This window comes from Klebsiella sp. HMSC09D12, from assembly GCF_001808475.1.
Lineage (GTDB): Bacteria > Pseudomonadota > Gammaproteobacteria > Enterobacterales > Enterobacteriaceae > Klebsiella > Klebsiella oxytoca.
The window spans coordinates 94,390-120,233 of the sequence record NZ_KV793474.1 but is presented as its reverse complement, the minus strand read 5'-3'; the positions used below and the strand labels follow the sequence as shown (position 1 = coordinate 120,233).

The window sequence follows — 25,844 nt, the reverse complement described above, 5'->3', positions numbered from 1 at the left end:
AGTACAGCGCGGCATGAATTCCCGGAGGCGATGCTGCGCATCTGTCCGGGCTACGGGATGGCAGATGGCGGTGAACCTGTAGCCCGGGCAGGCGCTTAGCGCCGCCCCCGGGAGCAGAGTACAGGGGCCCGTAGCCCCGCTAAGCGCAGCGCGAGCGGGGGAAATCACAATACCGTAAACCCGTGCGTACCATCGCGCGCCAGCTGTTCAACCAGGCCGAACTCCCAGTCGAGGTAGGCCTGCATTGCCGCCGGGGAGTTATCGGTACCTTCATATGGGCGCTGATAGCGATCGCTGCGCGGCGTCGCCAGATGCGTCTCGCCATGCTCCAACGCCAGTCCGGCATCAATCCACGCCAGGGTGCCGCCGCTCAGCAGCTGCACCGGTTTACCGGTTAAAGCCGCTACCTCCGGCACTGCGTAGCGGGCCAGCAGGCTGCTGCCGCAGGTGACAACGTAACGTTCTCCTTGCGGTATCACCTCCAGCGCCTGGCGCAGCTGCGAACGAACCAGCCAGTAAGCGCCCGGGATATGCCGGGCGACATAGTTGGCGCTGGTGGTGAAGTCCAGCACCACGGTGCCGGGTACCCGCAGCTGTTCCGCTAACTGCTGTGGCGAAATCTCCTCCGCCTGCGGCCCCGGCGGTACTTTGGCCGCGGGGGTACCGCGCTCGCTAAAGTCTTCAGGGCGCGCATCATTTAACACCGCCACTTCCCACCCCATCTGCGCCAGCCAGGACGCCGTTATCGGCGCGCGTATCGCGTCATCGGCAATCAGCACAATCCGCGCTCCGCGCACGCTGGCGAAATGGTCGGTTTCCTGCACCAGCTGCCCGCCGGGCGCGCTAACGCTCAGCGGCAGATGGCCTGCGGCGTACTCCTCCGGGCTGCGAACGTCAAACAGGTAAGTCGTACGCGCGGGCTGCCGCAGCCAGCGCTGAAGGGTTGCGGTGTCTATAAAGGCGACGCCGGCGCGCTCCGCCAGCTGTCTCACCGCCGTCGCGCGTTCGACTGAGGCGCGAAAATCGGCATCGTAGCGGCGCTGCTGGCCGCGCTCAAGGTCAAGCCCGGCTAAGGTCCAGCCGATGGTGCCGTTGCGCAGCGCGTAGACCGGATTGGGCAAACCGGCGTTGCGCAGCGACTGCGTGCCGATAATACTGCGCGTGCGCCCCGCGCAGTTGACGATCACCGTCGCCTGCGGTGACGGAATCAGGCCCTCGATGCGCAGCGCCAGCTCCCCGCCGGGCACGCTGATGCTGCCGGGAATATTCATGGTGTGATACTCATCGAAACGGCGCGCGTCGACGACCACCACCTCCTGTTGACCCTCGAGCAGCGCCTTCACTTCCCCGGCGCTCAGCGAGGGGGTATGCCGCTCGCTCTCTACCAGCTCGCCGAACGCTTTACTCGGCGAATTCACGTCCTGAAACAGCTCCCCGCCGCTGCGTTGCCACCCCGAGAGGCCGCCTTCCAGCAGCGCGACATCCTGATAACCCCAGCTCTGCAGGCGCTCGACGGCCCGCTCCGCCAGACCTTCGCCGCCGTCATAGACGGTAATCGGCGTCGTCAGGCGCGGCACGCGTCGAAAAACATCCAGCTCCAGTTTGCTGAGCGGCAGATTAGCGGCAAACAGCGGATGGCTGCGGGCAAAGTCGGCCTCTTCGCGAACATCGATCAGCGCCAGCTCCGCGCCGTCAAGCAGCGCCTGGCGCAGCTGAGCGGTCGGGCGATAAGAACAGATGGGCATATTAATTATCCTTTGAGAGATCCCAGATATTGGGCAAGTGGCGATTGGAGTAACCGGAGACAAAAGGTTTGACGAGGCCTTCCGGGGTATAAACCGCGCGCCTGACGCCGCCGATATTGCCGCCGTAAACGTGAATACTGATCGAGACGCTATCCGCGAGGGCGTTGCTCACCCGGTGAATATCGCCATCGCGGGAAGAGACTTTTTCTACTTCACCAGGGGAGAGGCGTTCGGCAACGCCGCTGACCACCGGCTGGCCGCGCTCGTCCAGGCGGTAGCGCTGATTCTCCTCCGCGCCGCGCAGCATGCCGATGGCGCCCCACACCCGATGATCGTGAATCGGCGTCGATTGCCCAGGCCCCCAGACGAAGCTGACGATGGAAAATCGCTGTCCGGAATCGGCATGCAGTAGATACTGCTGATAGTGGTGGGGGTGCGGCAGGGTGTACTCTTCCGGCAGCCAGTCATCTTTTTTTACCAGCGTGGCCAGGCGCTGAGCCACGGCGTCAAGCAGGGCTGGCTCATCGGCAAATTCGCGATGCAGGGCATCAAGGTCCTGAATAAACTGGCGTAATTTTTCCACTCGCGGTGCGGTCATGGTTGCTTCCTGTTGTCGGGACTGGTCTTTACGCTAGCAAAGGCGTTAATATAATTAAAATGCAATTTCCGCATATATTAATATGCAAAAATCACATTAAGGACGCTATGCGCATCGATGACATTGACGCACTGCTGGCCACCGTGCAGTTCTCCTCGCTTAATCAGGCCGCGGAATATCTCGGTATTACCCAATCGGCGATAACCCGCCGACTTCAGCGACTGGAGCAAACCCTCAACGTGACGCTGCTGGAGCGTCAGACCCGGCCGCTCACCCTGACCGCCGCCGGGCACCGGGTTTACGAGCAGTGCCTGAGCATCAAGCGGGAGACCAAAAAGCTGTACGGCCTGCTCGACCCCGAGGCCGAGCCGCACGGCATCCTGCGTCTCGGGGTTCCGCAGAGCGTGGCGGAAATTGCGCTGCAGCCGGCGCTGACCGCGCTGCGCCAGCAGTTTCCCGCCCTGAGACCGCAGGTGACCTGCGGCTGGAGCGGGCTGCTGCAAAAGCGCCTTGAAAGCGTCGAGCTGGACGGCGTGCTGGCGATGGGGCCGGAACAGCAACGCTTTGCTGAGGGCTACGGCGGGCGCTTGCTGTGCCCGCTGGATATTGCGGTGATTGCGGCCAAAAGCTGGCGTCTTCACGCCGGGGCGCTGCGCGACTGCGCGGAAAAAGGCTGGGTGCTTAATCCCGACGGCTGCGGCCTGCGGGCCGGGCTGATTCGCGAGCTGCAGTCCCAGGGGCTGCGTCTGGCGCTGAATGTTGAGACCGCCGGCGCTCAGCTGCAAATCAGCCTCGTGGCGCAAGGGCTGGGGCTTGGCCTGGTCCCGCGCGCCGCGCTGGCCGCCAGCCCGTGGCGCGATGAGGTGACAATATTGACGCTGGCGGATTTCCAGCCCGAGGTGCATCTGTGGCTGGTTCACGCGCAGAATCTGGCTAATCTGAGCCAGCCGCTGACTTTTTTCGCCGGCAAAGTCGTTCAGCAGCTAAACGTATCTGGCTGAAACGTATATATAATTTTTATAAATGCTTATCTTGCATATTAAGATATGATAAAAATGCATTTTGTTCATTAAGAGCCCGTGTATAGGGTAATGAAAACGCGCCGCCGCGGCGGCCCACTCATTATCCTGCTACAAGGAGTTCTGCATGAGCATTCAATTTCTCGGCATGATCGGCCACCGCCTGTCGTCGGAAACCATCGCCCCGGTCGGCCCCATTTTTGACCGCGATTACATCGTGCGTTTCGCGCAAACCCACGAGGCCGCCGGGTTTGACCGCCTGCTGGTAGGCCACTGGTCCGATCAACCCGACGGATTTCTGGTGACCGCGCTGGCGGGCCTGTCGACGCAAAAGATCGGCTTCCTGTTGGCTCATCGTCCCGGTTTTGTCTCGCCGACCCTCGCCGCGCGTAAGTTCGCTACCCTTGAACATCTGCTGGGCGGACGGCTGGCTGTGCATATCATCAGCGGCGGCAATGACGCCGAACAACGCCGCGACGGCGATTATCTCGATCACGACCAGCGCTATGCGCGTACCGATGCCTTCCTTGAGACCGTCCGCAAGGTATGGACCGCCGAACAGCCGGTGGATATCGCCAATGACTTTTATCAGGCGGAACAGGCGTGGTCGGCGATACGCCCGCTGCAAAAACCGCATATCCCTCTCTACTTCGGCGGCTCGTCGGAAGCCGCTATCGCCGTGGCCGGCAAACACGCCAATGTTTTCGCTCTGTGGGGCGAGTCGCTGGCGCAAACCGAGGAAACCATCCAGCGCGTGCGGGCCGAGGCGGCGAAACATCAGCGAGAAATCGACTTCAGCGTCTCGTTCCGGCCGATTATCGCCGCGACCGAAGCTGAGGCCTGGGAAAAAGCCGAGCATATTCTGCACGTCGCCACCGAACGGGCGGCGCAGAGCGGGGACGGCTTCAAAGCCAAGCCCGACAGCGTCGGGGCGCAGCGTCTACGGGCCACCGCAGCGCAGGGCAAGGTGGTAGATAAACGTCTGTGGACCGGAATTGCGCAGCTGGTGGGCGGCGGCCACAACTCTACCGCGCTGGTAGGCACTCCGGAACAGGTTGCTGACGCGCTGCTCGATTATTACGACCTCGGCGTGCGCAACTTCCTGATCCGCGGATTCGATCCGCTCAACGATGCCCAGGAGTACGGTAAAGCGCTGCTGCCGATCGCCCGCGAAAAAGCGGCCCTGCGCGCCGCGGCGGAGCGCGCATCGTGAAACATCCGGCTACCGATGAGTGGGCGCGACGGCTCGCGGAGATTCGCCACCTGATGGCGGAGCAGGCGGCCAGCCTCGACGCCAGCGGCGACTTTCCCCGCGACAATATCGACCGTCTGCGCCAGCGCGGCTTTTTAAGCCTCGCCGTACCGCTGCAGTACGGCGGGGCAGGTGCCGATCTTCCCAGGCTCCAGCAGGCTATTGCCGCTATTGCCTGGGGCGAACCGGCGACGGCGCTGATCGTCTGCATGCAGTACCTGCATCATCTGCGGCTGGCGGAAAACGAGAACTGGTCCGAGCCGCTGCGCCAGCGGGTTTTTCACGATGCCGTTGAGCGGGGAGGATTGATCAACAGCCTGCGCGTGGAGCCGGAACTGGGCTCTCCGGCGCGCGGCGGCCTGCCGCAAACCGTGGCGACCCGCCGCGCGGAAGGGTGGCAGATTAATGGCCATAAAATTTATACCACCGGTATTGAAGGGCTGAGCTGGCTGGCCATCTGGGGCCGCAGCGACGACGCTCCGCCGCTGGTCGGCACCTGGCTGGTGCCGCGCGAAAGTGACGGTATTAGCGTCGTCAAAAGCTGGGACCACGGCGGAATGCGGGCAACCGGCAGCCATGAAGTGGTGCTCAACAACGTGCAGGTGGCCGCCGATCACGCGGTGGATGTATGGGCTGCCGATGCGCCTCCCGCGCCGGATGCTGAACAGTTTCGCCTGTTTGCCAACCGCCACACGGCGCTACTGGCGGCAATTTACGACAGCATCGCGCGGGCGGCCCGCGACTGGCTGGTGTCCTGGCTGGGTACGCGTATCCCGGGGAGCCTTGGGCAACCGCTTTCCAGCCTGCCGCGGGTGCAGGAAAAAGTCGGCCAGATTGACGGCTGGCTACTGGTCAATCGCAGTCTGCTGGAAAAGGCCGCGCAGCTGGGCTTTTCCGCCATTGAGGCGAATCTCGCGAAAGTCACGATTACCGACAACGCCATTCAGGCGGTAAACCTGGCGCTGGAGCTCACCGGCAACCATGGCCTGAGTCGGCAAAATCCTCTGGAACGCCACTATCGTAACGTGCTGTGCGGACGGGTACACACCCCGCAGAGCGACAGCGCGTGGCTGGCGGCCGGCAAATACGCTTTTCAAAAATAAGGATAATTCTCATGCGCAGATTTAATGTTACCGCTTTAGGCGGCGCGATCATGCTGCTGGTCCTCAGCGGCTATGCGGCGGCTGAGGAGCGAATCACCCTGCGAATTGCCGATCAAAAAGGCGGCATGCGTTCGCAGCTGGAGGCCGCCAACGCCCTGCAGAATCTCCCATATGAGATTAAATGGGCCGAGTTTCCGGCCGCCGCGCCGCTGGCGGAAGCGCTTAACGCCGGGGCGGTGGATGCGGGGATAATCGGCGATGCGCCGCTGCTGTTCGCGCTGGCTAACGGCGCGCCGGTTAAAGCCATCGCCGTCGATAAAAGCAACCCGGCCGGCACCGCGGTGCTGGTCTCGCCCGGCAGCGCGTTGAAAAGCGCCGCGGATTTAAAAGGCAAACGCATCGCTACCGGTAAAGGATCGATTGGCCACTTTGTGGCGCTGAAAGCGCTGGAGCAGGCGGGAATTTCGCCAAAGGATGTGCAGTGGGTGTTTCTCGGTCCGGTGGACGCCAAAGTGGCGCTGCTCAACGGTTCGGTTGATGCCTGGGCGACCTGGGAGCCGTACACCACGCAGTTGGTGAAGACCGCCGAGGGGCAGATCCTGGTCAGCGGCAAAGGGTTGCTGCCGGGCAACACCTTCCTGGCGGCAACCGATGATACCCTGAAGGACCCGCAGAAGCGCGCGGCGCTGCAGGATTACCTCAATCGCCTGGCCGGCGCCGAGCGCTGGGCGTATGCCAATCTCGATAGCTACGGTAAAACCCTGGGGGAGATTATTCGCTTCCCGGCGGATATCGCCCGCGCGCAGTTTGCCAATCGCCAGTCGCAGTGGCAGCCTCTGAACGCGAAGACGGTCGCCCAGCAGCAGTCGACGGCGGATTTTTATCTCGCCAACGGGCTGATCCGCGCGAAGCTGGACGTGACGCCGACGTTTGATAACGGCTTTAGCGTGCCTGCCGCGCAGGCCCATGCGGAGGCGACGCCATGATAACCTCTGCTTTTTCCCGCCGTCGTTTCTTACGCTTGACCGGCAGCCTTGCGCTGGCCGGCGCATCCCTGCCGCTTTGGGCTCACGATATGGCGGCCATGGCGAGCGGTGAGGAACACCTGGCCCTGCGCCTGGCGCAGCCGTACAAAATCAAGCTGGCGATTAACAAAAGCGCGGTGTGCCTGGCGCCAGTCGCCGTCGCCGAGCAGCAGAAGATCTTCAGTAACTACAATCTCGACGTGGAGTTCGTTAACTTCGGCAACTCGACGGACGTGCTGCTGGAGGCGATTGCCACCGGCAAGGCCGACGCTGGCGTCGGGATGGCGCTGCGCTGGCTGAAGGCGCTGGAGCAGGGCTTCGACGTGAAGCTCACCGCCGGAACCCACGGCGGCTGCCTGAACCTGCTGACGGCGAAAAACTCGCCGTTCGGCGGCCTGGAGAGCCTGAAGGGGCAAACCATCGGCGTCACCGATATGGCCGGGCCGGATAAAAACTTTTTCGCCATCTTGCTTAAGCGCCACGGTATCGATCCGATAAGCGATGTGCAGTGGAAAGTCTATCCGGCGGATTTGCTCAGCGTGGCGCTGGATAAACGCGAAATCGCCGCCATCAGCGGTAGCGAACCCTTTAGCTATCGTCTGCTGGACACCGGTAAATATCAGCTTATCGCCAGCAATATGACCGGCGATTATGCCAGGCTGAGCTGCTGCGTACTGGGGGTCAGCGGTAGCCTGGCGCGCGATCATAAACCGGCCGCTGCCGCGCTCACCCAGGCGATTCTTGAGGCGCACAGCTATGCCGCCGCGCACCCGGAGAGCGTGGCGCAATCCTTCCTCGCCCATGCGCTGAATACCAATGAGGCGGAGGTCAGCGGCATTCTCCACGGCCAGGGGCACGGTCATCACGCGGTGGGCGAAGCGTTTGTTAAAGAGCTGACCCAGTACGCGGTGGATCTTCAGCGGGTGCAGGTCATTAAACCGGGAACCGATCCCCATCAGTTTGCGGAGAGCATTTATGTCAACGTTTTCGCCTGAACGGGCGCTGGCGCGCCCGGCAAGCGGCAGGCCGCGGTGGACGGAAGGCTGGCTGGCCGCCGCGCTGTGGCTGCTGGGCGGCTTGTATACGCTGGCATGGCCCGATGCCGGGCGGCGCTGGCCGTTTAGCGAAGGGTGGGCGCTGGCGCAGTTCACCCTCGGCGGCGGGCTGCTGGTGCTGGCGCTGAGCTACCGCTACTGGCGGCAGCGGGGGACGCGTCTGCAGCATGCCGGAAAGTGGCTGGCGCTGCTGCCGCTGCTCTTTGCGCTGTGGGAAGGGCTGACGGCAAAGACGGCATTTTTGCCGGTGCCGTTTTTCGCGCCGCCGCAGGCGCTGATTGAGGTGCTGCACGATGACTGGCCGCGCCTGCTCGATAGCCTTCTGCATTCGCTGGGGCTGCTCGGGCTCGGGGTGCTGCTGGGCACCAGTTGCGGTTTTATCAGCGGGCTGGCGATCGGCTGGTCCCAGCGGATCGGCTACTGGGTGCATCCGGTGTTGCGTCTGCTGGGGCCGGTGCCGTCCACCGCGCTGCTGCCGCTGTGCCTGTTTATCTTCCCTTCCAGCTTTGGCGCAAGCGTGTTTCTGATCGCGCTCAGCACCTGGTTCCCGGTGACCGTGCTGACCTGGTCCGGGGTTATCGGCATCGATAAGGCGTGGTATGACGTGGCGCGCACCCTGGGCGCCAGCCAGCGTTTCCTGATCCTGCGCGTGGCGATCCCCGCCGCCTTGCCGAACGTTTTTGTCGGCCTGTTTATGGGGCTGGGCGCGTCGTTTTCGGTGCTGATTGTCGCCGAAATGGTCGGCGTGAAATCCGGGATCGGCTTTTATCTGCAGTGGGCGCAGGGCTGGGCGGCCTATCCCAATATGTACGCGGCGCTGCTGGTGATGGCGCTGCTTTGCTCCGGCCTGATTAGCGGGCTGTTTATGGTGCGCGACCGGCTGCTGAGCTGGCAGCGGGGAGGGATGCAATGGTAACCGCGAACGCCACTTCTCAGGCGGCATCGACCGGCGCGGCGGTGTCGATAAGCCATCTGCATCATGCTTTTACCCTCGGCAAACGGACGGTGCCGGTGCTGGAGAATATCAGCCTGCAGTTGCGGCCCGGAGAAAGCGTCGCGCTGCTCGGCCCTTCAGGCTGCGGTAAATCCACTCTGCTGCGGCTGCTGGCGGGACTGGAGCCGCAGCAGGCCGGGCAAATTCAGATTGATGAGGCGGCGATGGGCGGGCCGGGGCCCGAGCGAATACTGGTGTTTCAGGACCCGACCCTTTATCCGTGGCTGACGGTGCGGCAAAACGTGCTGCTGGGGCCGCAGGCGCAGGGGAAAAAGGGGCTTGAGCCAAAGGCCGACGCGCTGATTGCGCGAATGGGTCTGCAGGCGTTTAGTGAGGCGTTGCCGCGCCAGCTTTCCGGCGGGATGGCGCAGCGTGCGGCGCTGGCGCGCGCGCTGCTGAATGAACCGCGTCTGCTGCTGCTCGACGAACCGTTGGGCAAACTGGATTCGCTTACCCGCATCAGCATGCAGCGGGAGCTGATCGCCCTGTGGCAGCAGCAGGGCTATACCAGCCTGCTGGTCACTCACGATATCGAAGAGGCGCTGCTACTGTGCGATCGGGTGTTAATCATGTCGCCTCGGCCGGGGCGGATTATCGCCGAGTTTGCGCTGCCGCTGGCGTATCCTCGCCATCGCGACAATCCGCTGCTGCTGCAGCATCGTCAGGATATTCTGCGTATTCTTGGCCAGGGAGAGGATTGGTAAGGCAACGTGCTAACCGGGGGCGTGCTCATTCTGACCGTTCGGCGGGTAGTCCCGGGAGCGGCGCGGTAGGGCCGCGCCTTGCCCGGGCTATGGTGTGGTAGCCCGGATAAGGCGCCGCGCGCCGCGATCCGGGACAGGGATGAGGCTTAAAAATCCATCTTCACCGTAAACTGCACTTCCCGCGGATCGCCGATCTGGTTACCGAGGTTATTGGTGCCGATGGAGGAGGTGTAATAGGTCTTATCGAACAGGTTCTTCACGTTAACCTGCAGGGTGACCGGATATTGTAGCTTCATCTTATAGGCGGCAAACACATCCGCCACCGCATAGCCCTGCAGATAATAATCCGCGCCGTTGGTCCCGGAACGTTTGCTCACCGCGCGACCGCCGCCGCCCACCGTCAGCGTATTGCTGTCGTAGACGTTATGAATGTCATAGCTCAGGAACAGCGAACCGGTGTGTTTCGGCACGTTCGGCAGCGGTTTGCCTTTGTAATCCGGATCGTCGGTGACCTTCGCATCGGTATAGCCGTAGCTGGCGATGACGCTCAGGTTATCGGTCAAGGATCCGGCCACGTCGACTTCGACGCCGCGAGAGCGCACCTTACCGGCGGTTTTCGCCACGGTTTCATCACCCACGGATTCCGTGTAGAGAACGTTGCGCTTATCAATATCAAACAGCGCAATATTGGCGGTGACGCCGTTGAACAGCTCAAACTTTGCGCCCAGCTCGTACGCCGTGGACTCTTCCGGCGGCAGGTTGCCGATATAGCTGGCGATAGAGGACTGCGGCATAAACGACTGCGCTACGTTACCGAACAACGAAACGGACGGCGTCAGCTTATAAACCAGGCCCGCTTTCGGCGTCCATTTTTGGTCGCTGCTGTCGGTATTGACGTTAAACGGGCGGCCCTTACCGGCGTACTGGGTGTAATACTGATAGCGCACTCCGGCAACGGCAATCCATTTATCGGTAAGATAGAGCGCGTCCTGAACGTAGCCCGCGTAGCTCTCCTGCTGAATGCGCTGGTCGCTGTCGGATGCCGAAGCGCTGGAGCATTTGCCAACAGTACCGTAGACCGGATTATAGATATTGAAACCCTTGACGTTCTTACAGCGGATCATATCGGTGCGCAGCAGATCGTAATTCTCATAGGCCAGACCAGTGAGGATCTCGTTGTAAAAGCCGCCAATAACCACGTTACCCTGTAAATCCGCTCGCGAAGAGTGCATTTTCTGGGTTGAACCGTGTGTGGCATCGACGCGGCGGGTCAGGTTGCCGGTCGCCGAGTCGTAGGCCATTACCCGGGCCTGATCGTCGTTGTAATGATCCTGGCTGTAGCTGTAGTCGAAGCGGGCGGTCCAGGCGTCGCTGAGACGGTATTCGGCATTCAGCTGCGCGAGATCGGAATAACCGTCGGTAATATTAAACGGTTCATCAAAACGGGTTTTACGATCGACGTTCACCGCATGACCGGTGTTCAGATCGAAGATGGTGCCGCGATCGAAGGGAGTACTGTAGTTACGGTGCGAATATGACACGTTCACCGTCCCCCGCTCGCCGAACCAGGTCAGAGAGGGGTTAATAAAGCTGCTCTTCTCTTTGCCGAAATTACGCCAGTAATCTTCATGCTGATATTCGCCAATCACCCGATACGCCAGCGGCGTCCCGTCAATGGGGCCGGTGACGTCAAATCGGCCGGTACCGCCGCCAAAGCTGGTGGAGGTGGCGGAAACAGAGCCGCCAAAAGTGCGCTCCGGGCGTTTGGTCACCACGTTGATTAATCCGCCGGGGTCGAGAATACCGTACAGCGTTGAGGCCGGGCCTTTAAGCACTTCGACGCGTTCGGTGGCGGCGGTAAAACTGCGCGGCAGTACGGTGCGCAAGCCGTTGGTCATGATTGAACCATCGCGGTTAGCGCCGAAGCCGCGGCGGGTAAAGGCATCCTGGGTTCCGCCGAGGGTATTGGTTTGCACCACGTTGGCGACGTTATACAGCGCTTCATCGAGGTTCGTCGCGTGCTGATCCTGCAGCACCTGTTCGCTGACAGTATTGACGACCTGAGGAATATCCAGCATCGGCATGGAGGTCAGGGTAGCGGTTGACGTATTGACCGGCTGATAACCGTTAGTGGCGCTTTGCCTGCTGCCGTCGGCCACGACCGTCATGGTCTCGTCGGCGGTTTTTTTTGTTGTATCGGCGCTATTAACCGCTGCCAATAATCCCGGTGAGGTGAAAAAAATTAGTGAAAAAAGCGCACGCCCTTTTAATGCCGAAGAAGGGACATTTAATGGAGTCATTGTTGTTTCTCGTGAACGAACCTCGCCTTTGCGGTGAGGTAAAGCCAATAAAATCATTGCCCTGGAAAATAAACCTGGCTGTTTTTTACGCCGTAACGCGCGCCAGATATGTAATTGAGAATCATTCAAACACGAAGAAATGTAGTAGTAAACGTTATGTAAGATAAAAAATCGGCGAAATGAATAATCAATCATTTAGCGGCGATCTGACGAGATGGTAAGCGTTTATTTTCTTGTTTTTATTGATAATAAATTTTTTACCTGGTCATTGACGCGGAGGTGATAAAGCGTGAAGTCAGACGCGGTAATGGGGTCTTGACTACTACATTCATCCACCGCATGATCAAAAGAGAATGAGATTTATTTATGTTTGAGTGCGGAACGCGCGGGCCCGACGCCACGCCGTTGCGGCGCGGGAGCGAGTTATGCCACAGCGGGTGTTGCCTGCAGAGCAGGGAATCGTCCTTGATTCCCTGTCGGCCGGATATGGCCAGACGTTAATTATCGACAATATTCATCTCACCATTCCTCACGGGAAAATGACCGTTCTGGCCGGTGCCAACGGTTCGGGTAAATCGACGCTGCTGTCGACTATCGCCCGGATGCTCAAGCCGCTGGGGGGCTGCGTACGTCTGGACGGCGAGGTGATTCACCAGATGCCGACCCGGGAAGTTTCCCGTCGGCTGGGCATTCTGCCGCAATCGCCGCTGACCCCGGAGGGGCTGACGGTTTTTGAACTGGTTTCGCGCGGGCGCTATCCGTGGCAGGGGCTGATGCGGCAATGGTCGCAAGCCGATGAACGGGCGGTGGAAGAGGCGCTACGGCTCACCGGCACCGCAGAATTCGCTCATTTACCGGTGGATAGCCTCTCCGGCGGCCAGCGCCAGCGCTGCTGGATCGCAATGGCCCTCGCTCAGCAAACGGCGACGATTCTGCTGGATGAACCCACTACCTGGCTCGATCTGCGCTATCAGGTCGATATCCTCGAACTGCTGCAAACTTTAACCCGCGAACACGGCCGCACCGTGGTGACCGTCCTGCACGACCTGAACTTTGCGGTGAACTACGCCGACCTGCTGGTATTTCTCAAAAAAGGGCAGATCGCCGGGGTGATTAATGAACAGGAAATCTGCACGCCGGAGCTGATCAAAAACGTCTTTGACGTGGACGTTCAGATGTCGCTCAACCCGCAGACCGGCAAGCCCTTTTTTATGCCGTTCCGCGCTCGTGAGGAGAAAGCTTTATGAGCGCCTCCGCGCTGCTGCTTCAGCGCCGACAATCCCGGCCCCGGCTGGCGCTGGTATTGCTGAGCCTGCTGCTGCTGGGCGGCTCGCTGGTGCATCTCGGGCTCGGCGCGCGCTGGATTGCCCCGCAAACGGTGTTGCAGGCGCTGTTCCATTACGATCCGCGCAATTTTGACCACCGAATTATCGTTGATTTACGTCTGGTACGTCTCGCGGCGGCGCTGCTTACCGGCGCGGCGCTCGGCGTGGCGGGCCTGCTGCTGCAAACCGTGATCCGCAACCCGCTGGGTGAGCCGCATATTCTCGGTCTTAACGCCGGCGCTTCGCTGGCGGTGGTGGCGACATCGGCGCTGGGGATCAGCCTCGGCGGCGTCGCGTTAGCCAGGCCGCTGACCGCCGCCTGCGGCGCGGCGCTGCTGTTTGGCGGCGTGATGCTGCTGTCGTCGTCCGGTCGCGGTGGCGTCACGCCGCTACGCATTACCCTGTGCGGGGTGGCGCTGTCGGCCTTTGCCTCGGCGGTGACGGCGGCGATTCTGATCCTCGATGAACAAACGCTACTGGCGATGCGTACCTGGCTGGCGGGCGATCTTGCCGGGCTGAACTGGCAAACGCTGTGCGCTGCGCTACTTCCGGCGCTGGCGGGGCTGACGATCGCGCTGATCATTGCCCCGCGTCTGAACGTGCTGGCGCTGGGCGATAAGGTCGCGCTGGGGCTGGGGGTGAAAATCGTTCAGACCCGCCTGCTGGGGCTGGCCGCCATTGCGCTATTGTGCGGCTCCGCGGTGGCGGTGGCCGGGCCGATCGGCTTTGTCGGGCTGGTGGTCCCCCACGCGGTGCGCCGGCTGATTAGCGAAGATATTCGCCTGGCGCTGCCGCTGGCCGCTCCGGTTGGCGCCCTGGTGCTGCTGCTGGCGGATATCGCCGCCCGCACGCTGGCGGCCCCCCAGGAGCTGGCGACCGGCGCAATGACCGCGCTGGTGGGGGCGCCGGTGTTTATTGTTATCGCCGCGAGGTTTTTTAAATGAAAAATGCCGTCCGTCGCGCCGGCTTTCGGCCGCTGACCTGCGGCCGCTGGCACATTCTGCTACGGCCCGCGGCATTAAACATCGCCGCTGTTGCGCTGCTCGTCATCCTGCTGCTGGCGCTGTTTGGCCTGACCCGCGGCAGTTTCCCGATGCCCTCCGGTACCCTGTTCCATGCGCTGCTGGGTGGGGAAAACGTGGGCGAACAGCAGCGATTTATTCTGTTTGATATCCGCCTGCCGAGGCTGTTTATGGCGCTGCTGTGCGGGGCGATGCTCGGTCTGGCCGGCGCGGCGATGCAGAGCATTACCCGCAACGGTCTGGCGGATCCCGGGCTTATCGGGGTGAAGGAGGGGGCCAGCATTGTCGTCCTGGCGCTGGTGCTGTTCTTCCCGGCGGTGGGCCTGGTCTGGCGGCCGCTGGCGGGAATGCTCGGCGGCGTGCTGGTGGCGCTGCTGGTTCTGGCGCTGGCCCGCGATTGTTCGCGCCCGCGCTTTATTCTCATTGGCATCGGCGTGTCGTGGACGCTGGCGGCGGCGGTCGGTATTTTTATGACCACCGCCGACGTGCGCGATGTACAAACGGCGATGATCTGGCTGGCGGGGAGTTTGCACGCGGCGACCTGGCCGCTGTTGGTCGTTGCCTTCTGCTGGGCGCTGCCCGGGGCGATGATCCTTTTTTTGACCGCCAGGGCCGCCGATGTGGCGCTGCTCGGCGACCGCACGGCCATCGGCCTCGGCGTACGTCTGCAGCAGCTCACCCTGTTGCGCTTTTTCGCGCCGGTGCTGCTCACCTCCGCCAGCGTCTCCTGCGTCGGTAGCCTTGGCTTTGTTGGCCTGATGGCGCCGCATATGGCGCGTTTTCTGCTGCGCGGCGGCCAGGTGGCGCTGCTCTGCGGCAGCGCGTTAATTGGCGCGCTGCTGGTGTTAGTCACCGATACCATTGGCCGACTGGCGTTCGCGCCGCTGCAGATCCCCGCAGGGATCGTCATCGCTCTGGTCGGTTGCCCGTTTTTTATCGTTCTGCTCTGGCGTCGTCGTGATGCCCTGTAAATCAAAAAGGATCGCTATGCGTTGGTTCGTTTCTCTGCTGGTGCTGCTGGCGGGCGTCGCCTCGGCCGCCGATACGCAAACCTTTACCGACGACTTAGGTCGCACGGTCACCGTTCCACGACATCCGCAGCGCATTGTGTCGATGCACGATCTGGATATCACCATCCCGCTGATTGAGCTTGGCGTCCCGCCGGTGGCCAGCCATGGCCGGACGCGTCCGGACGGCAGCCACTTTTTACGCGCCAGCGCTCAGCTGACCGGCGTTGATTTTGATAACAGCGCGATTCGGTTTATCGGCACGGCGGATATCGATCTCGAGGCGGTAGCCGCCGCGAAACCGGACCTGATTATTACCGAGCCCAGCCGCCACGTTTCGGTGGAGCAGCTGGAGAAGATTGCGCCGACGGTCAGCATCGACCACCTGCAGGGCAGCGCGCCGCGCATCTATAGCAAGCTGGCGCAGCTCACCGGCACCCAGCCGCGGTTATTGATTCTCGAACGCCGCTATCAGGCGCAGATTGCCCAGCTGAAGTCGATTGTGGACACGCAAAAAATCGTGGTTTCGGTGATTCAGGCCAACAACGGCAAGGTTACCGTGCATCACGCCTATCATGCGCTGGGACGCGTGCTGCGCGATGCCGGATTTCGCTTTCCGCCGCTGATCGACAACATCCCCGATGGCCAGCGTATTGACGTCAGCGCCGAGCAGCTACCGGCGCTGGACGCCGATTTCGTATTTGCCACCTGGCGTTCCGATACCGGCGGCAGGCCGCAGGATGAGCTGCAGGCGATGGAGAGCGTGATGCCCGGCTGGTGCGACTTTATGCGCGCCTGCCGCACCGGGCGCTATATTCTGCTGCCGCGCGAGGAGGTTATCTCTAACTCCTACGCTGCGCTGTCGCTGATGGTCGCCCAGGTGCAGTCGCACATTGCCGGTCGTCCTTTGCCCGAGGGATTGCAATGAAAACGGTGGTTAAAAGAGAGAAGGGACGGGTGGACCTGTTCGGTGAGCGTTTTCGCGCTCGCGCGCATCAACTGTCGCCGCGTTTGCTGGCGGTGGTGAGCTATATCAACGAAAACCGGGAAGCGGTGCTGGAGCGCACGGCTATGGAAATCGCCGCCGCGACGAATACCTCGGACGCCACGGTGGTGCGCGCCATCCAGGCGCTCGGCTTCGCCGGCCTGCGGGAGCTGAAGCAGACCATGGAGCGCTGGTTCGGCCCGTCGGCGACCTCGTCGGAAAAAATGATCTCCACGGTGAGCGCCTTGTCCAGCGACGTCAATTCGAGCATCGATTTCGTGCTGGACGGGCATCAGCGGGCCTGCGAAGTGCTGTCGCGCCCCGCCAACCGTGCGGCGGTGGCCCAGGCGGTGGCGCTGCTGACCGACGCCCGCCAGGTGGGGATTTTCGGGATCGGCGCCTCGGGCATTCTGGCGGAATATACCGCCCGGCTGCTGAGCCGCATCGGTCTGCCTTCGTACGTGATGAACCGCACCGGGTTTAGCCTCGCCGAGCAGCTGATAGGCCTGCAGCGCGGCGACGTGCTGATTATGATGGGGCAAAAGTCGCCGCACCGGGAGGGGATGACGACCCTGCGAGAGGCCCGGCGACTGGGAATACCGACGATTTTGCTGACCCAGGCGGTGGATTCCCGCTTTAGCCAGGAGGCGCAGGTGGTGATTGAGGTGCCGCGCGGCGGCGATAACGGTCGGGTGCCGCTGCACGGTACGGTGCTGGTATGCCTGGAGATGATTGTGCTGTCGGTCGCCTCCACCGCGCCGCAAAAAACGGTGAAATCGATGAAGCGGATCAATGAATTGCATCGGGCTATTGGTAAATCCGGCGGTAAACGAAGCTAAACGACAGATAATTTACCGTCGGGAAGGTTTCCGGTTGCATGCCATGCTGACTGTGTGTATTTTTATGCAAAATTAATGCATAAAACGGAGTTGTCATGGTTAAGAACTGGATGAAAGCATGTTGCCTGGTGGCAGCAATGATCGGCACCGCTCAGGCGGCTCAGCAAACGTATGTGGTGGGCTCCGGCGGCACCTATCGCCCGTTTGAATTTGAGAACAGCCAAAAACAGCTGGAAGGTTTTGATATCGATATCATTAAAGCGATCGCCAAAGCGGAAGGCTTTGATATCAAACTGGTCAATACGCCGTGGGAAGGGATCTTCGCCACCCTCAGTACCGGCGATCGCGACATTATTATTTCCGGGATCACCATCACCGATAAGCGTAAGCAAATGGTGGATTTCTCCGCCCCTTATTTCCCGGCTGAGCAGTCCATCGTCGTGCCGGCGGATTCGAAAGTCACCTCCCTTGAGGCGCTGAAAAATGAGAAAGTCGGCGTGGTGAACTCCAGCACCGGCGATATTGTGGTTTCCGAGGTACTGGGTAAGAACAGCACGTCAATCAAGCGTTTTGATAATACCCCGCTGATGCTGCAGGAGCTGTTTGAAGACGGCGTAAGCGCCGCGGTCGGCGACGTCGGCGTGGTGAAATATTACATTAAGCAGCACCCCGAGAAGCAGTTCAAGCTGGTGCCGGATGCCAAATTTGAGCGCCAGTATTTCGGCATCGCGGTGGCCAAAGGCAACAGCGAGCTGCAGGCGAAAATAAACGCCGGTTTACAGAAGATCGTCGCTGACGGCACTTACGCCAAAATCTATAAAACCTGGTTCGACGAGAACGTTCCGACACTGCCAGCGCAGCAATAATTCGATTTTTGTTTTCATCACGGCTATCGACACTGGCGATAGCCGTATTTTTTAGGGAAGGGCTATGACGGGATTCCGTTGGGAGATCATTGAGGAGTACGGTCCGCTGTTTATGGACGGTGCCCTGATGACCATTAAATGTACCATTATCTGCGTGATCCTCGGCACCCTGTGGGGGCTGACCCTCGGGCTGGGGCGCATGGCGAAAGCCGAACATGGGGTATGGAAGTACGTTCTGCGTTACCTGGTGCAGTTTCCGGTGCGCTTTTACGTCAGCGCGTTTCGCGGCACGCCGCTGTTCGTGCAAATTATGGTGGTGCACTTTGCGCTGGTGCCGCTGTTTATCAATCCCCGCGACGGTTTGCTGGTGACCAGCGGCATGATGAGCGCCGATTTTGCCCGCGAGCTGCGCTCAAACTATGGCGCGTTTCTCTCCTGTATCGTGGCGATTACGCTGAACGCCGGGGCTTACGTGTCGGAGATCTTCCGCGCCGGGATCCAGTCGATCGATAAGGGGCAAATGGAAGCTTCCCGCGCGCTGGGAATGCCGTGGTGGAAAACCATGCGTCAGGTGATTCTGCCGCAGGCGTTTCGCCGCATACTGCCGCCGCTGGGCAACAACGCCATCGCCATCGTCAAGGACTCCTCGCTGGCGTCGGCTATTGGTCTGGCGGACCTGGCCTACGCCGCGCGCACCGTTTCCGGCGCTTACGCCACCTACTGGGAACCCTACCTGACCATCTCTCTGGTGTACTGGGTTATTACTTTCCTGCTGGCGCAGCTGGTTAACCGTCTGGAAAAGAGGTTTGGCAAAAGTGATTCACATTCATAATTTACACAAGCGCTTCGGCGACAGCCACGTTCTGCGCGGCATCAGCTGCGATATTAAGCCACAGGAAGTAGTCTGTATCATTGGGCCGTCCGGTTCCGGGAAAAGCACCTTCCTGCGCTGCATGAACGCGCTGGAAACCGTTAGCGAAGGCGAAGTCGAGGTGAACGGCTATGCCGCTCACGATCGCGCGACCGACCTGAATAAGATGCGGGAAAGCGTTGGTATGGTTTTTCAGCGCTTCAATCTGTTCCCGCACAAAACGGTGCTGGAAAACCTGATTATGGCCCCGATGAGCCTGCGCGGCATGGCGCGTGCGGAGGCAACGCATCTGGCGGAAGAGCTGTTGGCGAAAGTCGGACTGAGCGATAAGCGCGACGCCTGGCCCTCCAGCCTTTCCGGCGGCCAGCAGCAGCGCGTGGCCATCGCGCGCGCGCTGGCGATGAAGCCATCGATTATGCTGTTTGATGAGCCCACTTCGGCGCTCGATCCTGAGCTGGTGGGCGACGTGCTGGAGGTGATGAAAAATCTCGCCAGCGAAGGGATGACCATGGTGATCGTAACCCACGAGATGGGCTTTGCCCGTGAAGTGGCCGACCGGGTTATCTTTATCGACCAGGGCATCATTCAGGAAGAGGGTAAACCGGCGCAGATCTTTGGCGCGCCGACTAACCCGCGCACCGCCGCGTTTTTAAGTAAAGTGCTGTAACGACTCCCGGCCCCGGCGCGCGACGGCGCTGCCGGGGAGAAGACCTTACGCGGGCGATGAGGGCGCTTTCGTTCTGTCAAACCGTGACTGCCCTTAAGCGTTACTGCGCCGCCTCGCGAATATCATCCCTCTCTTCTTCGCGCTCACGTTCGTCCGCCAGTAGCGCTTTTTCGTTTTTACCCAGGCATTGAATCAGCAGGAACAGCGCGCCGCTGACAAACAGCGTGATAAGCAGGCCGTCATAGCCCGAGACGCTAATCAACAAGCCGCTGACCACCGGGCCGGCCACGCTGCCTGCAGACCAAAAGAAGCCCAGCAGGGCGTTGATCATAATCAGCTTCTGCCCGGAGAAGGTTTTCCCGGCGCGGACCAGCGATAGGGTATAGAGTGCCCCCGCCGCGGCGCCGAGAATCAGGCAGCCGACAATCAGCTGGATGTACGATGCCAGCAGGAACGGCAGGGCCAGCAGGGCGAGGCAGAAGACCATTGCGCAGGTCAGATGTACGCGGCGGATGCCGAAGCGGTCGGCAATCCAGCCCAGCGGCGCCTGAAATACGGCATCGCCGGTAAGTACTACCGTAACCAGCAATACCGCCGTCACTTCATTCAGCCCTTTATCCATACCGTAAAGCGGCAGCAGCGCCAGTATGCTGGCATCAAAAAAGGCAAAGCAGAAAACGCCGGAAGCCAGCACCGGTAAAAAAGCGCCGAGGCTGCGCCAGCTGGCCCGTTCCGCCAGCCGTTCGCGGCTGCCGGTTGGCAGGTGGCGCAGCATCAGCAGGCAGGCGAGGGTCACCACGCCGACCAGCAGCAGCGTCCAGGATTGCCAGGCCTCTCCGGCGGAGATCAGCAGCGGCCCCGCCAGCTGACAGCCGGTAAAGGCGGAGGCATAAATGCCGGTCAGGGTGGCCCGATTTTTCCCCGCCGCGCCGCCGGTGATCCAGCTTTCGCCAATGACGATAATTACCCCTGACGCCAGGCCGGTCACCAGACGCGGCAGCAGGAGATGAAGCATATCAAACGACAGGCAGGAGGCGATCGTAGCTGCCGCCAGCGCCACCAGGCTGACGGAGAGCAGAAGCCCCATCTCGAAACGCCGGCACAGCGCGGGTGAGAGGAAGGAGGAGATCATCATCCCCGCTGGCGGAAGCGCGGCCAGCAGGCCGACGTAAACGGTATCAATCTGCTGCTGCGCCAGCTCCAGACTGATTAAGGGCACCGTGTATCCGGTGATAAATCCCACTAATGAAGCCGCCATGATCATCGCCAGCGTGGGGGCAAGACGATTCTGCTCTGGGTTGAACATTTTATTTTCGGTTAAGGAGGTCTGTAGAGTGAATTATTCGGCAAAACGCCAGTATAGCTGCATAATAATTAATCGCACGCCTTATGTCACCGTTGATATGACTACAAAAAAACGCAGTGCAGGCCGATGCCGCGCAGGGGCGCGTTGGCGCTGGGTTTGGCGGAAGTTGTCAGCGAGCGGGCGAAAGGATATAACCAATAGGCTAGCGGGTTACCCGTAGCCCTAAAAAATCGCATAAAACACTCGTTCAGCGCTGAAGCTGTGCAGGAAAGGAGTATGTCATGGCTGTGTCCCCTTCACTGATCGCCGAGGCCATTCGCTGGCGACGTGATTTTCATGCTTGCCCTGAGCTGGGGTATCAGGAACAGGAAACGTCGCGCCGGGTGGCTGAACTGCTCGCTTCATTTGGCCTTCAGGTGCATCGCGGGCTGGCGGGTACGGGCGTGGTCGCGACGCTGGAGAACGGCCCGGGTCCGGTAATTGGCCTGCGGGCCGATATGGATGCGCTGCCGATAAACGAGCTGAGCGGCGTCGGCTATAAATCGCGAAATCCGGGCGTGATGCACGCCTGCGGCCACGATGGTCACAGCGCGATGCTGCTGGCGACGGCGGCGCATCTGGCACAAACCCGCCGCTTTCGCGGCACCGTGCACTTTGTTTTTCAGCCTGCTGAAGAGAACCTGGGCGGCGCGCGTAAAATGGTGGAAGAGGGGCTGTTTGCGCGCTTCCCGATGGATGCCATTTACGCGCTGCACAACTGGCCGGGTATGCCGCTGGGCCAGGTGGCGATCGGCAGCGGAGCGATGATGGCCTCTCTCGATGCGTTTGAAATCACCCTGACCGGCAAGAGCTGCCATGCGGCGATGCCGGAGCGCGGGGCGGACCCGATTGTCGCCGCGGCGCAGCTGATTATGGCGCTGCAAACCATTCCGTCGCGCCGCCTGTCGCCGCAGGAATCCACGGTGGTAAGCATTACCCAGATTTCCGGCGGGGAGGCGATTAACGTGCTGCCGGATAAAGTCGTGCTGCGCGGCACCTTTCGCTGCCTGAACAACCAGGTGCGCGAGCGGGTCAGGGGGCTGATCGAGAGCTATGTCGCCGCCCAGCCGCAGGTATCAGACGTGGAAGGCAAAATCGCCTGGTATCCCGGCTATCCGGTGACCACCAACCATCCTGCTGAAGCGCAGAAAGTTCGTGAGGTGGCGAGTGCGCTTCTGGGCGAGTCGGCGGTGATCTGGAACGGTAATCCGTCCATGGCATCGGAAGATTTTGCCTGCATGCTGGAGGCCTGCCCGGGCGCTTATTTCTGGATCGGCACCGATGGCGAGACGGCGTCAAAGCCGCTGCATAATGCCGGCTATGATTTTAACGATGAACTGATTCCGCACGGCGTGGCGCTGTGGACGACGCTGGTGGAGACGCTGCTGGCGTAAGAGACCGATCCCGGAGGCGATGCTGCGCATCTGTCCGGGCTACCGGCCCGCAGACGGCACTGAACCCGTAGCCCGGGCAAGGCGCGTTGCGCGCCGCCCCCGGGAGCAAAACTTGATATGGAGGGAGAAGCGCGTCTCTCCCTCCGGTGTTTTACACGTTCACGGCCGCTTTCAGGCGGGCTTTCATCTCGCTGTAGCTGTTCCATGCATACTGCTCGGCCCAGCGCTGATCCGCAATAGCCTCTACCTTCACCGCACAATATTTGGTTTCCGGCGTTTTCGAGATCGGATCGAGATTATCCTGCGTCAGCTCGTTACAGGCACCCACCCACCACTGGTAGGTCATATACACCGCGCCCTGGTTAATGCGATCGCTAATGTCGGCGCGGGTAATCACCTTACCGCGTCGCGAGCTCACCCACACCAGCTGCTGATCGGCGATGCCGAGACGCTGCGCGTCGGCGCGATTGATTTGCACCCGGCCCGGCTCATCGGCAAGCGACTGCAGGGCCGCGCAGTTACCGGTCATCGAACGGCACGAGTAGTGGCCCACTTCGCGCACGGTACAGAGCACCAGCGGGTAGGCTTCATCCGGGGTTTCGGCCGGCGCTCGCCACGGGGCGGCAAACAGCTGGCCTTTGCCGGTCGGCGTGTCGAAGAGATTATCTTTATACAGCCACGGCGTACCGGGGTGATCCAGCGTCGGACACGGCCACTGAACGTGGTTCATATCGCCCATTTTTTCATAAGTGACGCCGTAGAACAGGGGGCAAAGCTCGCGCATTTCGTCCCAGATTTGCTGGTTATTGTCGTAATGCATCGGGTAGCCCATTTCGCTGGCCAGCAGGCAAATGATTTCCCAGTCGCGCTTAACGTTGCCGGTGGCGATAACCGCCTGCTCGAAGCGCTGGAAACCGCGATCGGCGCAGGTGAAGACGCCGCCGTGTTCGCCCCAGGAGGTGGCGGGCAGCAGCACATCGGCGATCTCTGCGGTTTTGGTCATAAAGATATCCTGCACCACCACGAAATCGAGCGCCTCAATCCCTTTGCGCACCAGGCCCAAATCGGCTTCCGTTTGCAGCGGATCTTCCCCCATGATGTAGTAGGCTTTGATTTCGCCGGCCAGCGCTTTGTGCGGCACTTCGGTGATTCGGGTGCCGACCTGGTCGTCCATGACCGCCGGGTTAACGCCCCATGCTTTAGCAAACTTATCGCGAACGCTGGCGTCGGTGACGTCCTGGTATCCGGGGAACATATTTGGCAATACGCCCATATCGCAGGCGCCCTGAACGTTGTTTTGCCCGCGCACCGGGCCTACGCCGACGTTGGCGCGTCCGAGGTTACCGGTTAACAGCGCGAGGCTGGCCAGCCCTCTGACGACGTCCACCGCCTGGCCGAACTGGGTGACGCCCATGCCCCACATAATGGTCGCGGAGGGGGCGGCGGCAAACATGCGCATCGCCTGGCGAATTTCAGCGGCTGGCACGCCGACTATCTCCTCAACGGCTTCAGGTGAATAGTCTTTTACCGTTTCGCGATAGGCGTCCAGCCCCTCGGTAAAACGGTCGACGTAATCGTGGTTATAGAGATCCTCTTCCAGCAGGACGTGGGCGAAGGCGTTGACCAGCGCCATATTGCTGCCGTTGTTGAGCTGCAGATGGCGATCGGCGATGCGCGCGGTTTCGATACGGCGCGGGTCGCAGACGATGATTTTCGCGCCGTTTTCCCGGGCTTTAATCACCCGGCGGGCGACGATAGGGTGAGAGTCGGCGCAGTTATAGCCGAAGACCAGCAGGCATTTTGAGTTTTCGATATCGCTGATCGAGTTGCTCATCGCGCCGTTACCCAGCGCCAGCTGAAGTCCGGCTACCGACGGGCCGTGGCAGACGCGGGCGCAGCAGTCGACGTTATTGGTGTGGAGCACGCCGCGGGCGAACTTCTGCATCACATAGTTGGTTTCATTGCCGGTACCGCGGGATGAACCGGTCGTCATAATGGCGCGCGGGCCATGCTTCTCCTTTATTTCACGCAGTTTTTTCGCCGTATAGCGGATAGCTTCATCCCAGCTTACCGGGGTGAATTTGCCGCCTTTTTGATAGCGAATCATCGGCTGCTGCAGACGCGGCGTCAGCAGCTGGGTATCGTTGAGAAAATCCCAGCCGTAATAGCCTTTAAGGCACAGCTGATTTTGGTTGGTGACGCCATCAGCGGCTTCGGCTCGGATAATTTTATTGTTTTCGACGACCAGCTTAAGTTTGCAACCGGCCCCGCAATAAGGGCAAACGCTCGTGATTTTTTTCATCAGTAACAGACCTGTTAACAGTGAATAAACAACAACGGACAGACCGGGCCCGGCCCGCCGGTGTCAGGGCGCCATAAGCCAGCGTACCGGCAAATGACGCAAGCGTTATGCACAGCGCGTGCCAAAAATTAATTCATTGAATATAAAGATAATATTTGTTCGGAAAAGAGATGGCGGCAGTGATGTCGACACTAATGACGATGACATGACGCCCGGGCGGGCGTCATGGCGGGAAAATCAGGCCAGCTTCTGCCGCAGCCGCGCGAGGGTGTCGGCGGGTAAACCGACTTCTTCGGCGGCGGCGCAAATCGCCTGCCAGCTTCCGGCGTCCAGCGGAATGCCCTCCGCCAGGCGCTGCTGGCGGTTAGCCTCTTCCCACTCGCCCGGGGCCAGAATCGGCGCGTCCGGCTCGTGCGGCGACTGTTTACACCAGTCGATAAACGCTTCGGTCTCGCGCTGCATATCCGGCGCATCGAACGCTTCCGGGCTGAGAATAATGGTGGTCATGCAGTTGAAGATAGCGTCCACGCTGCCCTGCAGCGTCTCCTGATGCGAAGTTTTACCGCCGGATACCGCGCCGCCGATAATTTCGCACAGCGTCGCCAGCGCGTAGCCTTTGTGTTCGGCAAAGGTCAGCAGCGCCCCCAGCGGCGATGTCTGCATCACCGCCGGGTCGGTCGTGGGGACGCCGCGAGCGTCGATCAGCGACCCTGCGGGGACCGGCACGCCTTTATGCCAGGCAACGCGGGTTTTACCAAAAGCGATGGCGCTGGTGGCGTAATCCAGCAGCAGCGGCGGATGGCCGGCGCGCGGAAAAACCACGCACAGCGGGTTCGTGCCGAAGCGGCTATCTTTGCCGCGGAAGGGGGCGACCATCACGTTGCCAACCACGTTTACGAAATGGATAGAGATCATTCCGGCGGCGGCGCACTGTTCCGCCCAGTAGCCGATGCGGCCAATATGATGCGCATTGCGCAGCGCCACGGCGGCCATACCGTGCTGTTTCGCCTTCTCAATACCGATCTGCATGGCTTCATGGGCCACGACCTGGCCGAAGCCGCCGTTGCCGTCCAGCGTGACAACCGCACCCGCGTCCTTCATCACGCTGGCGTGGCGGTTGAGCTGCAGATAGCCCTGCGCGTGGGATCGTACGTAGCTCGGGATCATGCCTACGCCGTGGGAGTCATGCCCGGCCAGGTTGGCGGCAACCAGATGGTCGGCGATAAGCGACGCTTCGGTGGGGGAGCTTCCCATATGGGCGAAAAGGGTTTTAACAAAATGATGCAGATCCGTGGCCTGGAAGCGATGTCCTGTTTGCACTGATTCTCTCCTGTGAGTGGGTTGCGGATTATTGTTTTAGTGTGTTTGCCGTTCCATGCTGCGCTGAGCAACGGCGAAGATCAAGGTTTGCGCGCGGCTGTCGTTA

General features: G+C 60.9%; 20 protein-coding genes and 2 pseudogenes. 16 read left to right on the top strand and 6 right to left on the bottom strand.

Annotation, left to right across the window (positions count from 1 at the left end; all coding sequences use genetic code 11):
- Positions 1-164: 164 nt before the first annotated feature.
- Positions 165-1,745 carry a rhodanese homology domain-containing protein gene (locus HMPREF3178_RS13240; RefSeq protein ID WP_017145710.1) on the bottom strand — a complete coding sequence of 527 codons (1,581 nt, stop codon included), beginning with the start codon at positions 1,743-1,745 and terminating at the stop codon, positions 165-167.
- A 1-nt stretch (position 1,746) separates the two neighbouring features.
- Positions 1,747-2,343: a cysteine dioxygenase family protein gene (locus tag HMPREF3178_RS13235; RefSeq protein ID WP_004102858.1), complete on the bottom strand. Its 597-nt coding sequence runs from the start codon at positions 2,341-2,343 to the stop codon at positions 1,747-1,749.
- A 107-nt stretch (positions 2,344-2,450) separates the two neighbouring features.
- Between HMPREF3178_RS13235 and HMPREF3178_RS13230 the strand changes: the two genes are divergently transcribed.
- The 7 genes and pseudogenes from HMPREF3178_RS13230 (at position 2,451) to HMPREF3178_RS13200 (ending at position 9,495) form a co-directional block, all read left to right on the top strand.
- Positions 2,451-3,344, top strand: coding sequence for a LysR family transcriptional regulator (locus HMPREF3178_RS13230; RefSeq protein ID WP_004102856.1), 894 nt, complete (start codon positions 2,451-2,453; stop codon positions 3,342-3,344).
- A 145-nt stretch (positions 3,345-3,489) separates the two neighbouring features.
- Positions 3,490-4,594 (top strand): annotated as a pseudogene (locus HMPREF3178_RS13225) (LLM class flavin-dependent oxidoreductase).
- On the top strand, positions 4,572-5,717 hold the full coding sequence (locus tag HMPREF3178_RS13220) for an acyl-CoA dehydrogenase family protein (RefSeq protein WP_004102852.1): 1,146 nt from the start codon (positions 4,572-4,574) through the stop codon (positions 5,715-5,717). The pseudogene HMPREF3178_RS13225 and the gene HMPREF3178_RS13220 overlap by 23 nt, the downstream one beginning before the upstream one ends.
- An 11-nt stretch (positions 5,718-5,728) precedes the next feature.
- Positions 5,729-6,703, top strand: a complete 975-nt coding sequence (locus tag HMPREF3178_RS13215) for an ABC transporter substrate-binding protein (protein ID WP_017145712.1) — start codon at positions 5,729-5,731, stop codon at positions 6,701-6,703.
- The gene (locus tag HMPREF3178_RS13210; RefSeq protein WP_017145713.1) at positions 6,700-7,737 is read left to right on the top strand and encodes an ABC transporter substrate-binding protein; all 1,038 of its coding nucleotides are present in this window, start codon (positions 6,700-6,702) and stop codon (positions 7,735-7,737) included. The genes HMPREF3178_RS13215 and HMPREF3178_RS13210 overlap by 4 nt, the downstream gene beginning before the upstream one ends.
- Positions 7,718-8,713 (top strand): ABC transporter permease, encoded by a 996-nt coding sequence (locus HMPREF3178_RS13205; RefSeq protein ID WP_004113547.1) that lies wholly within the window; start codon positions 7,718-7,720, stop codon positions 8,711-8,713. The genes HMPREF3178_RS13210 and HMPREF3178_RS13205 overlap by 20 nt, the downstream gene beginning before the upstream one ends.
- Complete coding sequence (locus HMPREF3178_RS13200; protein ID WP_004102846.1) at positions 8,707-9,495, top strand: ABC transporter ATP-binding protein; 789 nt, start codon at positions 8,707-8,709, stop codon at positions 9,493-9,495. Before HMPREF3178_RS13205 ends, HMPREF3178_RS13200 begins: the two co-directional genes overlap by 7 nt.
- A gap of 146 nt (positions 9,496-9,641) precedes the next feature.
- On the opposite strand, the gene HMPREF3178_RS13195 is transcribed toward HMPREF3178_RS13200, so the two are convergent.
- Positions 9,642-11,663, bottom strand: coding sequence for a TonB-dependent siderophore receptor (locus HMPREF3178_RS13195; RefSeq protein ID WP_085955742.1), 2,022 nt, complete (start codon positions 11,661-11,663; stop codon positions 9,642-9,644).
- Between the two features lie 557 nt (positions 11,664-12,220).
- Here HMPREF3178_RS13195 and HMPREF3178_RS13190 point away from each other — a divergent pair.
- From HMPREF3178_RS13190 to HMPREF3178_RS13155, 8 genes and pseudogenes are all read left to right on the top strand, one after another.
- The gene (locus tag HMPREF3178_RS13190) at positions 12,221-13,042 is read left to right on the top strand and encodes an ABC transporter ATP-binding protein (protein ID WP_004102842.1); all 822 of its coding nucleotides are present in this window, start codon (positions 12,221-12,223) and stop codon (positions 13,040-13,042) included.
- Positions 13,039-14,064 carry a FecCD family ABC transporter permease gene (locus HMPREF3178_RS13185; protein ID WP_017145715.1) on the top strand — a complete coding sequence of 342 codons (1,026 nt, stop codon included), beginning with the start codon at positions 13,039-13,041 and terminating at the stop codon, positions 14,062-14,064. Before HMPREF3178_RS13190 ends, HMPREF3178_RS13185 begins: the two co-directional genes overlap by 4 nt.
- The gene (locus tag HMPREF3178_RS13180) at positions 14,061-15,113 is read left to right on the top strand and encodes a FecCD family ABC transporter permease (protein ID WP_004102840.1); all 1,053 of its coding nucleotides are present in this window, start codon (positions 14,061-14,063) and stop codon (positions 15,111-15,113) included. Before HMPREF3178_RS13185 ends, HMPREF3178_RS13180 begins: the two co-directional genes overlap by 4 nt.
- Positions 15,104-16,077 (top strand): annotated as a pseudogene (locus HMPREF3178_RS13175) (ABC transporter substrate-binding protein); the annotation flags it as partial. The gene HMPREF3178_RS13180 and the pseudogene HMPREF3178_RS13175, both read left to right, overlap by 10 nt.
- Positions 16,074-16,973, top strand: coding sequence for a MurR/RpiR family transcriptional regulator (locus HMPREF3178_RS13170; RefSeq protein ID WP_004102837.1), 900 nt, complete (start codon positions 16,074-16,076; stop codon positions 16,971-16,973). The pseudogene HMPREF3178_RS13175 and the gene HMPREF3178_RS13170, both read left to right, overlap by 4 nt.
- Before the next feature lie 95 nt (positions 16,974-17,068).
- Positions 17,069-17,839, top strand: a complete 771-nt coding sequence (locus HMPREF3178_RS13165) for a basic amino acid ABC transporter substrate-binding protein (protein ID WP_004102835.1) — start codon at positions 17,069-17,071, stop codon at positions 17,837-17,839.
- Between the two features lie 64 nt (positions 17,840-17,903).
- Complete coding sequence (locus HMPREF3178_RS13160) at positions 17,904-18,671, top strand: amino acid ABC transporter permease (RefSeq protein WP_004102832.1); 768 nt, start codon at positions 17,904-17,906, stop codon at positions 18,669-18,671.
- Complete coding sequence (locus HMPREF3178_RS13155) at positions 18,655-19,377, top strand: amino acid ABC transporter ATP-binding protein (protein WP_004102830.1); 723 nt, start codon at positions 18,655-18,657, stop codon at positions 19,375-19,377. Before HMPREF3178_RS13160 ends, HMPREF3178_RS13155 begins: the two co-directional genes overlap by 17 nt.
- 100 nt (positions 19,378-19,477) lie before the next feature.
- Here HMPREF3178_RS13155 and HMPREF3178_RS13150 read toward each other — a convergent pair whose 3' ends face one another.
- Complete coding sequence (locus HMPREF3178_RS13150) at positions 19,478-20,683, bottom strand: MFS transporter (protein WP_004102828.1); 1,206 nt, start codon at positions 20,681-20,683, stop codon at positions 19,478-19,480.
- A 281-nt stretch (positions 20,684-20,964) separates the two neighbouring features.
- Between HMPREF3178_RS13150 and HMPREF3178_RS13145 the strand changes: the two genes are divergently transcribed.
- Positions 20,965-22,116 (top strand): M20 aminoacylase family protein, encoded by a 1,152-nt coding sequence (locus HMPREF3178_RS13145; RefSeq protein WP_017145717.1) that lies wholly within the window; start codon positions 20,965-20,967, stop codon positions 22,114-22,116.
- A gap of 151 nt (positions 22,117-22,267) precedes the next feature.
- On the opposite strand, the gene fdhF is transcribed toward HMPREF3178_RS13145, so the two are convergent.
- Together fdhF and HMPREF3178_RS13135 are read right to left on the bottom strand one after the other, a co-directional pair.
- Complete coding sequence (gene fdhF / locus HMPREF3178_RS13140; RefSeq protein ID WP_016809484.1) at positions 22,268-24,418, bottom strand: formate dehydrogenase subunit alpha; 2,151 nt, start codon at positions 24,416-24,418, stop codon at positions 22,268-22,270.
- A gap of 237 nt (positions 24,419-24,655) precedes the next feature.
- Positions 24,656-25,738 carry a malate/lactate/ureidoglycolate dehydrogenase gene (locus HMPREF3178_RS13135; protein ID WP_004102825.1) on the bottom strand — a complete coding sequence of 361 codons (1,083 nt, stop codon included), beginning with the start codon at positions 25,736-25,738 and terminating at the stop codon, positions 24,656-24,658.
- Between the last annotated feature and the right edge of the window lie 106 nt (positions 25,739-25,844).